This window comes from Planctomycetota bacterium (assembly GCA_039819165.1).
Taxonomy (GTDB): Bacteria; Planctomycetota; Phycisphaerae; order Phycisphaerales; family UBA1924; genus JAHCJI01.
This window is the reverse complement of sequence record JBCBSM010000001.1, coordinates 1,184,379-1,195,699: the sequence shown is the minus strand read 5'-3', so window position 1 is coordinate 1,195,699 and position 11,321 is coordinate 1,184,379. Positions and strand designations below refer to the sequence as shown.

At 71.8% G+C, this 11,321-nt stretch carries 11 protein-coding genes; 4 read left to right on the top strand and 7 right to left on the bottom strand.

Features of this window, described 5'->3' with window-relative positions:
* Positions 1-44 precede the first annotated feature (44 nt).
* On the bottom strand, positions 45-1,835 hold the full coding sequence (dnaG, locus tag AAFX79_05255) for a DNA primase (protein ID MEO1007951.1): 1,791 nt from the start codon (positions 1,833-1,835) through the stop codon (positions 45-47).
* 124 nt (positions 1,836-1,959) lie between these two features.
* On the opposite strand from dnaG, the gene AAFX79_05250 reads away from it, so the two are divergent.
* The 4 genes from AAFX79_05250 to clpX all read left to right on the top strand — a co-directional run bounded on the left by AAFX79_05250 (position 1,960) and on the right by clpX (position 4,887).
* Positions 1,960-2,232 (top strand): acylphosphatase, encoded by a 273-nt coding sequence (locus AAFX79_05250; GenBank protein MEO1007950.1) that lies wholly within the window; start codon positions 1,960-1,962, stop codon positions 2,230-2,232.
* Between the two features lie 76 nt (positions 2,233-2,308).
* Entirely contained in the window at positions 2,309-3,058 is a 750-nt protein-coding gene (locus AAFX79_05245) for a hypothetical protein (GenBank protein MEO1007949.1), read from the top strand.
* A gap of 17 nt (positions 3,059-3,075) precedes the next feature.
* Entirely contained in the window at positions 3,076-3,384 is a 309-nt protein-coding gene (locus AAFX79_05240) for a hypothetical protein (GenBank protein MEO1007948.1), read from the top strand.
* A gap of 174 nt (positions 3,385-3,558) precedes the next feature.
* A complete protein-coding gene (clpX, locus tag AAFX79_05235) occupies positions 3,559-4,887 on the top strand; it encodes an ATP-dependent Clp protease ATP-binding subunit ClpX (protein ID MEO1007947.1) in 1,329 nt (442 codons plus the stop codon).
* Positions 4,888-4,908: 21 nt separating this feature from the next.
* On the opposite strand, the gene AAFX79_05230 is transcribed toward clpX, so the two are convergent.
* From AAFX79_05230 to AAFX79_05205, 6 genes are all read right to left on the bottom strand, one after another.
* Positions 4,909-6,189 (bottom strand): hypothetical protein, encoded by a 1,281-nt coding sequence (locus AAFX79_05230; protein ID MEO1007946.1) that lies wholly within the window; start codon positions 6,187-6,189, stop codon positions 4,909-4,911.
* 47 nt (positions 6,190-6,236) lie between these two features.
* Positions 6,237-7,703, bottom strand: coding sequence for an AAA family ATPase (locus tag AAFX79_05225; protein MEO1007945.1), 1,467 nt, complete (start codon positions 7,701-7,703; stop codon positions 6,237-6,239).
* 156 nt (positions 7,704-7,859) lie between these two features.
* The gene (locus tag AAFX79_05220) at positions 7,860-9,026 is read right to left on the bottom strand and encodes a 3-dehydroquinate synthase family protein (protein MEO1007944.1); all 1,167 of its coding nucleotides are present in this window, start codon (positions 9,024-9,026) and stop codon (positions 7,860-7,862) included.
* Positions 9,027-9,029: 3 nt separating this feature from the next.
* The gene (rsfS, locus tag AAFX79_05215) at positions 9,030-9,497 is read right to left on the bottom strand and encodes a ribosome silencing factor (GenBank protein MEO1007943.1); all 468 of its coding nucleotides are present in this window, start codon (positions 9,495-9,497) and stop codon (positions 9,030-9,032) included.
* 9 nt (positions 9,498-9,506) lie between these two features.
* A complete protein-coding gene (locus AAFX79_05210; GenBank protein MEO1007942.1) occupies positions 9,507-10,418 on the bottom strand; it encodes a methyltransferase domain-containing protein in 912 nt (303 codons plus the stop codon).
* The gene (locus tag AAFX79_05205) at positions 10,415-11,317 is read right to left on the bottom strand and encodes an MBL fold metallo-hydrolase (protein ID MEO1007941.1); all 903 of its coding nucleotides are present in this window, start codon (positions 11,315-11,317) and stop codon (positions 10,415-10,417) included. Before AAFX79_05205 ends, AAFX79_05210 begins: the two co-directional genes overlap by 4 nt.
* Between the last annotated feature and the right edge of the window lie 4 nt (positions 11,318-11,321).

Sequence of the window (11,321 nt, the reverse complement as noted above, 5' to 3'; positions counted from 1 at the left end):
GCCCCGCCAACGGCTGCGCCGCAGTACTTTACCCGCCGCTCGGATTACGGACGGGCGATCCTGGCCGGATCGGCCTGGAATCGTGCGATGTGCTCTCGGGCCGCCCGGACCCGGTCCAGCGGGTCCGCCTGCTGCGTGCCGACCTCCCGGCCGATCTGCCGCAGCAGGCCGCGGATGCGTTCGGTTCGTGAGACGGATTTCTCGTGAGTATCGCCCGCGGAGGCGTGCTCCGCCTCGGCGATGAGCGACGCGGCCCACTGCAGGGACGCTTCGTCGAGCAAGGTGCGCAAGATGGGCAGGGTCGGTTCCTCGCCCTCCGAGATCAGCTCGTCGAGCACGCGGGCCACCGGCTCGCTCGCCCCGCCCTGCACGGCATCGCGGAGCAGCACGATGTCGTCCTCGGCCAGGCCCGCCCACAGCGTGGGTTCGCCCAGCAGCAGGCCCAGCAGGCGATCGGCGGGCCGCAGCGGGGGGCGCTCCGCCGCGGGCGCGTCGGTCCGCTCGGCCGGCGCGCGCCGCCTCGTGCCCGCGGCGAGGGTCCTTAGGCGGTGCTGGTCCAGGCCGCTGACGCTGGCGAGCTGCGCGAAGAGGTGGTCCTGCCGCGCGGGCTCCAGGTCAGCGATGCCGTGCTCGGCCAGCCACCGCACGTCCTCCTCGATGGCCTCCAGAGTCGCCGCCCGGCCGCGGCCCTCCAGCCGTCCGCGGAGCCGATCGAAGCGGAACGCCAGCACGTCGCGGGCGGCACCCAGCAGGCCGCGGAAGCGCTCGGCCCCGTCCTGCCGTCGGAGCAGCTCATCGGGGTCCTTGGCGCCCGCGTCGCCGCCCAGCACGGCGATCTGCACGTCCAGTGGTTCGGCGAACAGCACCCCAACGGCCTTGTCCGCCGCGTTCAGCCCCGCCGCGTCGCCGTCGAATAGCAGGAGGACCCGGGAGCACAGCCGTCGGAGCAGCCGGGCGTGGTCGGCGGTGAAGGCGGTACCGAGCGTGGCGACGGTGTTCGCGAAGCCCGCCTGGTGGCAGGCGATCGTGTCGGTGTAGCCCTCGGTGACGATGCAGAAGCCCTCGCGGCGGATCGCCGGTGTCGCCTGCCGCAGGCCGTACAGCACCTTCGACTTGGCGAACACGCTCGTCGCGGGGCTGTTGTAGTACTTCGCGGTTTCGGGATCGTCGCCCAGCGTGCGGCCGCCGAAGGCGATCACCCGCCCGCCCTGGTCGGCGATGGGGAACATCAGCCGATCGCGGAAGACGTCGTAGTGCCCCTGCCCGGTCTTGCGGGGGTGCAGCAGCTCGGCCTGCACAAAGGCCTCCATGGGGGCGCGGGCCCGCGCGACCGCGTTCGCCAGTCCGTCCCAGGCGTCGACGGCGGCGCCGAGCCCGAAGGCCTCCTGCATCTCGGGCGAGATGCCCCGTCGCTCGATCATCGCCCTGGCCGTTCGGCCCCGCGCCGGGTCGGCGAGGGTCTCCCGGAAGTACCGCTGGGCGAAGGCGTTGGCCTCCAGGACCGCGGCCCGCTCGGTGCGGGTGCTCTCGGAGGCCTCCCGAGGGCGGTTGCTCAGTTCGATGCCGGCGACCTCGGCCAGGTGCCGCAGCGCCTGGGGGAAGTCGACGCCGTCGTACTTCTGCACGAAGGCCAGCACGTCGCCGCCCTCACCGCACGCGAAGCACTTGAAGATCTGCTTGGCTGGCGAGACGTACATAGACGGCGAGCGATCGTCGTGGAAGGGGCACAGCCCGACCCACTCGCGGCCCTTCTCCTTGAGATCCACGCGCTCGCGCACGACGCGGACGATGTCGGTGGCCGACAGCACCCGCTCGATGTCCGCCCGATCGCCCATCCGTGGGGGTCCTCCGTTTTCGATTCGGCGTGCGCACCGGCAACGCGGCGTTCGACGGTATGCCCGCGGGAAATGCAGCGGGATGGGTGGCCCGACTGCCGCCGCGCTGGATACTCTCTCCGCGATGGCGCAGCGGGTCTCGGTTCGATACTCCGGACGGGTGCAGGGCGTCGGCTTCCGCGCCACCGTGCGGCAGCTGGCGGAAGGCCGGCCCATCACCGGCTGGGTGCGCAACGAGCCCGACGGCACCGTTGCGATGGAGGCCCAGGGCGACGACGCCTCAGTCGAGGATTTCCTCGCCGGCGTCGAGCGTGCCATGCGTGGCAGTATCTCGGCCTCGCAACGCGAGGCCGCGGAACACCGCGAGGGCGAGCGGAGTTTCGAGATCATCCGATGACCCAAGCCTCCGCCGCCTCCCCGGGTGCGGCGGGGGGCGAGTGCGGCCGGCGCACGCCGGCAAGAGGCGGCGGCACGTGGCAATCGACAGCTATCGGGCGCTCTGCTCGGACATGTACGTCAACCTCAAGCTCGCCTTCAAGGTCGAGCTCGAGACCGGCCGCCAGGAAGCGATGGGCTTCTTCGGCGTCCTCCAGAAGCGCTTCCCGGCGCTCGAGAACTTTCGCTACTCGCACGACGAGCTCTCGATCGAGGCCGGCCCCCGGACCGCCCAGCAGCTCTGGGCCGCCGTGCGGGGCGATTGCGTCCGCGCGGGCGTGGTCAATCCCGCGAGCTTCGCCGATGCGTACGCCCTGCACCGCGACGTGCTCGAGTTCGCGCCGGCCTACCTCGGCCTGTCGAACCTCGACATCGACTACTACGAGCTGCTGTTCGGCTTCGACATCGATGCCCAGGGCGACCACGACCAGATCGTCTTTGATGCCGTCCTACGCGGTTCGCCCCTGGGGGACCTCATCGAGGAGGCCGGCTGGTCGCCCATCGACACGCAGCCGGTGATCGGCGTCAAGCTCACGGGCAACGGGCTGCCGCGGCGGTCCGAGGCCTACTTCGAGTGCAAGACGCGGCCGTCCAACCCGGACCGCATGGGCGACCGCGAGCCGATCAGCGTGTACCTTACGGTGCGGCGGCACGGGCCCGTCGAGGACATAGCCACCCCCAAGCTCGAGCTGGCGGACCTGGCGAGCAACGGGGAGCGGATCCTGGATACGGCCGTCATGCCCCGGCTCATCCAGCCGATACGGTCCCATATCGCGTCGGGCGGGTGATCCCGATGGTGATACCCATGGCGTGGTCGATGGGCAGGCTCGGCGGCGTGCCGCTCGCGCAGGCGGGCGGTGGGACGGGATCGAGCACGGTCGACGTGCTGGCGTGGGTGGGCATCCTCATCCTGGCGGTTCTGGTGCTGGCCGTCGTGCTGCCCCTGGCACGGCGCAAGCTGCTGGGCCGCGAGTCCGAGGACGCCGCACCGCTAGGCTCCATGGAGGAGATGCGGGCGATGGTCGACCGGGGCGAACTCTCCGCCGAGGAATACGAACAGGTCCGCAGGGCGATGATCGCCAAGGTGCGCGGCGAGGCAGCGAGGCCCGACTAGGCGTGCGAAGCATGCCGCCGGCTCGCGTCCAGCGTACACCGGCGCGGTCCATGTACTGGAGAAGTTTGGGTACAGCTCGTGGCTCGGCAGGGCCGGTTTTGGGTCCAGCCGGCGGGAGAATGCGTCGATACAGTCCCGACGCGCGGGTCGTGCGCGGGGCGGAGCGGGAAGACCATGGCGAAGAACACGAGAGACGACACCGACGTCCCCACGCCCAAGACCCAAGGCGAGGGCGGCGGGGGCGATGGCTTCCGCGGCCGCCGCGTAACCACCTGCTCGTTCTGCGGCAAGTCCAGCCGCGAGGTCGGGCCCATGGTCGAGGGGCCCAACCAGGTCTACATCTGCGAGCGGTGCGTCGACCTGTGCGTCAACATCTTCCGCCAGGAGAAGCGGAAGGTCAGCGCGGTGGGTACGGCCCTGGGCGAGGTGCCCACGCCCCGCGAGATCACCGACTTCCTCGACCAGTACGTCATCGGGCAGGATCAGGGCAAGCGGACGCTCGCCGTGGCGGTGCACACGCACTACAAGCGGCTGCTGCACGTCGAGAGCGACGACACCTCGGTGGAGCTGGACAAGAGCAACATCCTGCTGATCGGCCCGACGGGCAGCGGCAAGACGCTGCTGGCCCGCACGCTGGCGCGGATGCTCAAGGTGCCCTTCGCCATCGGCGACGCAACCACGCTCACCGAGGCGGGCTATGTCGGCGAGGACGTCGAGAACCTGCTGCTGAAGCTGCTGCAGGCCGCCGATTTCGATCTGGATGCCGCCCAGCGGGGCATCATCTACATCGACGAGATCGACAAGATCGGCAAGACTAGCCAGAACGTGTCGATCACGCGGGACGTGTCGGGCGAGGGCGTGCAGCAGAGCCTGCTCAAGATGCTCGAGGGCACCGTTGCCAACGTGCCGCCGCAGGGCGGCCGCAAGCACCCAGAGCAGCAGTACATCCAGGTCGATACCCGGAACATCCTGTTCATCTGCGGCGGCTCGTTCATGGGGCTGGAGGACATCATCCGCCGCCGCGTGGGCCGCAGCCGCATCGGCTTCAACAACGCCCGCGATGCGAGCGCCGTCGGCGAGCGCAGCGGCGAACTGCTGGCGCAGGTGACCACCGAGGACGTCATCGACTACGGCATGATCCCCGAACTGGTCGGCCGGCTGCCGATCCTCTCGCCGCTGTCGCCGCTCAACCTCGAGGCGATGATGACGGTGCTCACCCAGCCCAAGAACGCGCTGGTGCGGCAGTACCAGCACTTCTTCGATCTCGAGGGCGCGAAGCTCGAGTTTACCGACACTGCCCTCGAGGAGATCGCGCGGCGGGCCCTCAAGCGGGAGACGGGCGCTCGCGCTCTTCGCGGCGTGATGGAAGACATCATGCTCAACCTGCTCTACGAGCTGCCGGAGCACGAGCACGAGGGCGCCAAGTACGTCATCGACATCGACGACCTGCAGGGCGCGCCGTCGCTCGACGACCTCCGCGTCGAGTCGAAGAAGACCGCCTGAGCCGATCGTGGCGGGCTCGATCTAGTTCAGTGCGCACACGCCGACGCACGTGGCGTCGCGGAATATGGCCGCGTGGACTCGCAGCTCGCCCTGTGCGAGCGCGAGCGCTCCGCGGGCATCGCGGAGCACGACGTGCCGCTCGCACGGCTTGGGCTGCAGCGGCCGGCCGATGGCGCACGCGACCAGCTCGGTGTGGTCCCGCAGCCAGCTGGACGCGATGACGAGGTCGCGGATCGCCGACGCCGCGTCCTCGGCATCGTCCGCCCGGCCGACGGCGTGGATCGTGCCCCGGGCGTCGACGGCGAGCACCACCGATCGGGCGTAAGGACAGTCGATGTCGATGGCCTCAAGGTCCAGCGCGGCCGCGAGCGACGCCGCATCGCCCGTCCGGATCGGACGAGCGCGACCGTTCATCGACTCACATTCCTCCGCCACGACAGCCGCTGGCTCGGGCGTGTCATGGTCGGCTGCCTCTGTGTTGGCCGGGGGAACTGGCGGCCGGGTGATCTCGGGGATCTCGCGGAAGGCCTCGATGACGTCGAGCACGTCGGCCCACTCGGGCTTGGGCCCGCAGTAGAGTTCGGCGGAGCGTCCGGCGTCGATGCGTTGCAGCGGAGCGCCGACCTCGACCTCCAGGCCTAGGAAGCGCATCGCCGCGGCGCGGAGCTTCTCGCCCGCGCGGCCGGCGTCGGCGTCCTCGGACCCCGCGATGACCGTCCGCATCGCCGGCCCATCCCCGGATTCGAGATCCTGCGAGATGGCCTTGAGGGTGCGGTAGGCGCCGACGATGGCCGGATCGTCGGCGCCGGTGAGCACGGTCACGGACGCCGAGGCCCGCTCGGCGGCGAGCCAGGAGGCCTCCGACGCGGGCAGGCGGACGACGAGGCTGGCGCCGCGGCGCCGCGCATCGCGGAGGGCGTCGGGCAGCGCTGCGTGCGACCGCAGCGGCTCGTTCGAGGCGTCGGCGTCCAGGCCGAAGAGATCGAGCCGCCCCTCGTCGTCGTCGAGCGAGAGCAATGCTATTGGTCGATTGGATGCGACCGAGCGCTCGCGGGCGTACTGGCTGGCCCATGCGCCGGCGAATACCGGCAGGTTGCCCAGGACCAGCAGCTCGATCGCGGCGTCGGCATCGTCGGGCGCCCCGTCGTCTTCGTGGTGATCATGCGTCGCGGCGTCGTGCTCGCCGAGGAACAGGCTCGCGAGCTCGTCCGAGACGTCATCGTGCGCGTCCGCCGCCGCGGGTGGCCGGATGCTGGGACGGATCCGCGGGCGCTGGTCGGTGGTCCGCAGGTCGGTGGGCATGGGTTGCGCTCCGTCGCGTGCGACCCGGATCCTCCGGGCGGTCGGCGTTACGCGGCCGACGTGGGATGCGTGCGGCCGGTCCCGTCTGGGCCGGCGATCTCGATGATGCTGTTGGGCTCGCCGAACGGGTTGGTTACGGCGTTGGGGTTGAACGGGTCGGCGGTCCACAGGCCATCGACGATGAGCCGGTACGCGTGCCGCCCGGGTGGGAGGGCGATGCGGGCGGCGTGGACGCCCAGCCGCTCGATGGCCCGAAGCGGATGGGCCACGGGCGACCAGCGGTTGAACTCGCCCGCCACGCTGATCGAGCGGCCCAGAGTCAGCGGCTGCACCACCCAGGCGGCCCCGTCGCTCGCGTGCACGCCGAAGCTCTCCTGGCCCACGCGTTCGAGAAGCAGACGCTCGAGTTCGGTGGTGGGGTCGCCGGCCGAGTTGGCAGCGACATCGGCCAAGGGCTCGCGCCGCTGGATTGGCTCGCCGTTGTGCTCGGTGGTCCGCTCGCTGGCTTGGTCGGTCCTCTCCATCCACTGCACGGCACGCCGGGCGACCTCGGCGGCCGACGTGCCGGCGGCGGGCTGGGTGACCTGCGCAACCCCGGCCTGCGGCGGTGGGGCCGCGAGCGGCGCAGGAACTCCGGCCGCCACTGGTTCGGGCACCGGCACGTGCGATCCGGGCGATCGATGAGGTGCAGGCACGCGTGCGACCTGGATCTCCGGAGCCTCGGGCTCGGCTAGGGGCGGGGCCTGCCGATCGCCTAGGACCCATTCGGCCAGGTCGGCGTAGTCCCGTGCGCTGGGGGCCTCGGGTGCGTATTCGCCCACTGGCCGGCCGAAGGTCGCCGCCTCGCGGACCTTGTCGTCCCGACGGATGACGACGGGGCAGACCTCAGCGCCGAAGCTCGAGCGGAGCTGGCTGAGAAGCTCGCGGGGCAGCGCCGCGTCGCCGTCGAACATGGTCGGCAGGATCCAGTGGGCCGGCTTGCGGTCCATGCGGCGGGCGATGGCGTGCAGCGTGGCTACCTGCTTGGCGGCGCCCTGCTGGGCGAAATAGCTGGTCTCGACGGGGATCAGCACCTCGCCCGCGGCGCACAGCGCGTTGTAGGTCAGCAAGCCGATGGACGGCGAGCAGTCGATGATGGTGTCGTCGTAGCCCGAAAGAGCCGCCAGCACCCGTGCCAGCCGCTTGTCCTTGTCGGGTAGGGCGGCGAGCCCGCCGCGGCTGGCCTCGAGGCCGGCCAGCCGCATCCGGCTGGGCAGCAGGTCGAGGTTGCGGCTAACTCGCCAGATCAGGCGGTTGCGGTCGAGGCGGACGGGGTCGTCGGCGAGCATCGCGTCGCCGACGTCCTGCTCGATGCGAGCCTCGGGGATCGCCAGGCCCGTGGCGCAGTGCGACTGGGGATCCATGTCGACCAGCAGCACGCGGCGGCCCCGGGCCGCCAGGGCGCCCGCCAAGCTGATGGCGGTGGTGGTCTTGCCGCAACCACCCTTCTGGTTGACGATGGCGATCGTGCGCATGCCCCGGCTCCTGCCCGCTGCGGCCAGCGGCTCGGAAACCCACCGGCGTAACAACGCCGGCGCACGCTCCTTCTCCTCGCTCCGAAGGCGATATCGGGCAGGACCCGAAAATCTCTCCAATATGCGAAGATGGGCAACGATTCGCTGTTGCAACACCTACGGGATAACCGCAGCCCAGGCCCGCTCGAGGGCGTCGGCTGGCGGTGCGTCGGCGATCCGCACGCCGCCAGCCGTGGGCACCACCAGCCTAAGAACGCCCCCGGCCGCCTTCTTATCTTGGTGCATGGCGTCGATGAGGGCGTCCGCCGACGGTGCCTCCGCGAGCCTCGTCGGCAGGCCCACCGACCGTAGTGCGTGTTCGACTTCCTCGCGGCGCTGCGGAGGTGCGGCGTCCAGGATCTCTGCCAGTCGGGTGGCGGCGATCAGGCCCAGGCCCACGGCCTCGCCGTGGCGGGGGTGGTCCCGGCCGCCGTCGCCGTCGACGCGGACCGCGTCCAGGGCTTCGATGGCGTGGGCGAACGTATGACCTAAGTTGAGCGCCCGGCGGCCCGGCTCGTTGCCCGTGGCCCGCTCCCGCTCGTCGCCGGCGACGACGCGGGCCTTGATCGACACGTGGGCGGACACCAGGTCGGCGAGCACCGCGGGCGAGCGGCCGCGGATCTCGTCGGCGTGATCCAGCAGCCACCCGAGCGAGGCCGGGCCGTCCGTTGCCGGGGCGATCAGCGTGTGCTTGATGCACTCGGCCAGGCCGCAGGCGAGGTCGCGGTCGCCGAGCGATCGCAGCGCATCGACGTCGGCAACGACGAGCGCGGGCTGGTGGAAGGCGCCTACGAAGTTCTTGAGCAGCGTCTCGCCGCCGTCGGTTGCGTGCCGCAGGTTGACGCCCGTCTTGCCGCCCACCGAGGCGTCGACCATCGCCAGCAGCGTGGTGGGGCACTGGACGATCGGCACGCCGCGGCGGTAGGCGGCGGCCGCGAAGCCCGCGACATCGCCCAGGATGCCGCCGCCGATGGCAAAGACGGCGTCGCCGGCGCGCTCGATGCGGCGCTCGGCCAGCGCCGCGAGCATCGCCGACCAGGTCTCGATCGACTTGGATCGCTCATCGAGCGCGAAGTCGTAGCGGCCGACCGCCGCGCCACCGAGCGACTCCGCCGCCGCATCGCGGAGCCCGGCCGGTACGCCGAGATCCTCGAAGACGCACGCGGCCCGCAGCGGCCCGAGGCGCTCGTGCGCGAGCGTGCCCAACTCGTCCAGAAGACCGTGGCCGATCAGCACGTCGTAGCGGGCCTGCGGCGTGGCGACCTCGACGCGGCGGGGCGGCATGGGCTACCGCTCGTCGGGCCTCAGCCCGGCCCGATTGCGATCGACCTGGTCGGGGCGGGCCCAGGTTACTTCCTCGGCACCGGCGAACAGCCCCTCGATGTCGTAGTGGGCGCGGGTGTTGGGTTCGAAGAGGTGCAGCACCACGTCGACGAAGTCGGCCAGAAGCCAGGTCGAGCGCTCGTCGCGCTGCTCGCGGGTTGCCGGCAGCCCCCGTTCGTCGCCGAACTCGATGGCGTGGTCGAGCACGGCATTCATCTGGCGATCGGAGGTGCCGCTGGCGATGACCACGAAGTCGGTGACCGGGCTGGTGCCGCCGACGTCCAGCACCGTCACGGCCTCGCACTTGTCGTCGTGCAGCATGCGGGCGAGGTCGATCGCCATTGTGCGGGCGTCGGCCTGCGTCGTGCGGCGGGCGGTGGCGCTAGAGACCAGGTGCACCGGTCGATCGGGCTCGATCCTCGGAGATTCCATCGCAGGAGGCTAGGCGGGCGCGCCACCGCGTCCGCCCCCGCCGGCGGAATCCGCGTCGCCCGGCGGGCTTGGGTCGCGGCCCCCGTCGCTCTCATCGGCCAGGTCGTCGATGGTCCGCCGCACCCGCAGCCCCGCCCGGTCGGCGAGGCGGAGCCGCTCGATCTCGTCGATGTCATCGTCCGCGGCGTGCTCGATGGCCTCCGCTAGCGCGACCTGCGCCCGGCGCGCGTCGCGGGCGTCGATGGCGCGATCGGCCGACAGCAGCACCAGCCCGCCGCCGGGCGCGACCAGCCGCCAGCACTCGGCCACATCCTCCCGGGCCTGCCGCACGGACGCCGGCACCCGCCGGTGCAGCACGACGTCGAACGCACCGTCGAGTTCGCCGCCGAGCGCGCCCAGGCCGTCGGCCTCCAGTGCGGTGTTGGCCGAGGGGTAGCGATGGCGGGCGTAGCGGATGCTGGTGGGGTCCGCCTCGAGCGCGACCACCGCGCCCGTGGGACCCACGCGGTCCGCCAGCCACGCCGGTCCGTGCCCCGTGCCGGCGTGCAGGCAGAGCACGCGATCGCCCGGCCGCAGCAGCGGCTCGCAGGCCTCGAACTCGGGCAGGTCGATGGGCTGCTGCAGGTCGGCAAAGATGCGCGCCGGGCTGGCCTCGATGACCATCCGGGTGCCCTCGGCGAACTCGACCTGGTATCGCTTCGAAAGCTGCCGCGCCGCCCGCCTCCGCAGCGGTACCGCGTCGAGCTCGGTGTAGCGCACGCCCTTTACCTCGATCGTGCGGCGGCCGTCGATGAGCGAGCCCAGCCAGCGGCCGAGCCGGTGCACCGCGCCCTCGCGATCCGTCCGCTGCCGTGCCCCGAGCGCGCGGCCCTGGGCGTCGCGGTAGCCCGAGCGGCTGGTGTTCCGCGCCGATGGCGTCACGGCACGTCGCCGAACAGCAGCGGCTGCGCCGGGACGGTCGCGACGCGGGGCCGAGTGTGCAATCGGGCATGAGGCTCGCGGACGGCCGCGCAGCCAACCCACCGCGACGGCCGATCCTGCGAGGCGATGGTCCGCGCATACTCGGCCCCTTCGTGCAGCGCGGCGACGGTGTCCGGGTCGTTGCACTCGCGGGACAGGTGCAGGAATACCGCGTGGCTCGTGGGGGCGATGGCCTCGGTCGCCTCGAGGCACTGCTGGTTGCTCAGGTGCCCCCGCCCGCCGGTGATGCGGTGCTTCAGGAAGTCGGGCCGGTCGGAGGCGGCCTGCATGCCGGGGCAGTAGTTGCTCTCGATCGCCAGCACGTCGACGCCCGCGTGGAAGTTGACCAGGTCGGGCGTGACCTCTCCCAGGTCGGTCAGGAAGCCGAGATCGCCCGGCCGGTCCGGATGGCCGGGGAACGAGACGCGGAGCGTGGCGACGCCCTCGTCGTCGTGCCGCGCGAGTCGGCTGGCGATCTCGAGGCCCGGGGCCGGGGTGAACGCGGCTCCATCGAACGTGCGGAGCCGCGGGTCGCCCCGCAGCGGATCGAGCCGGTGGGACGCGGCGTGCCCCGCGTGCACCCACAGCGTGGCGGCGGGGGGCAGCGCCCGTGCCCAGCTGGCGTAGAAGTGGTCGTTGTCCAGGTGCGTCAGCACGATGGCGCGCAGGTCCGCGGGCTCGACGCCGGCGTCCGCGAGCAGCCGCCCCGTGCGGCGGGGGCTCAGGCCCGCGTCGATCAGCACGGGCCCGCCAGCGCCCGCGTGCAGCACCGAGCAGTTCCCGCCGCTGCCGCTGGCGAGCACCCGCAGCCGTGGGTAGGAGGGTGCGCCGGGCGCGTCGCTCGGGATCGCCCACGCCATGCCG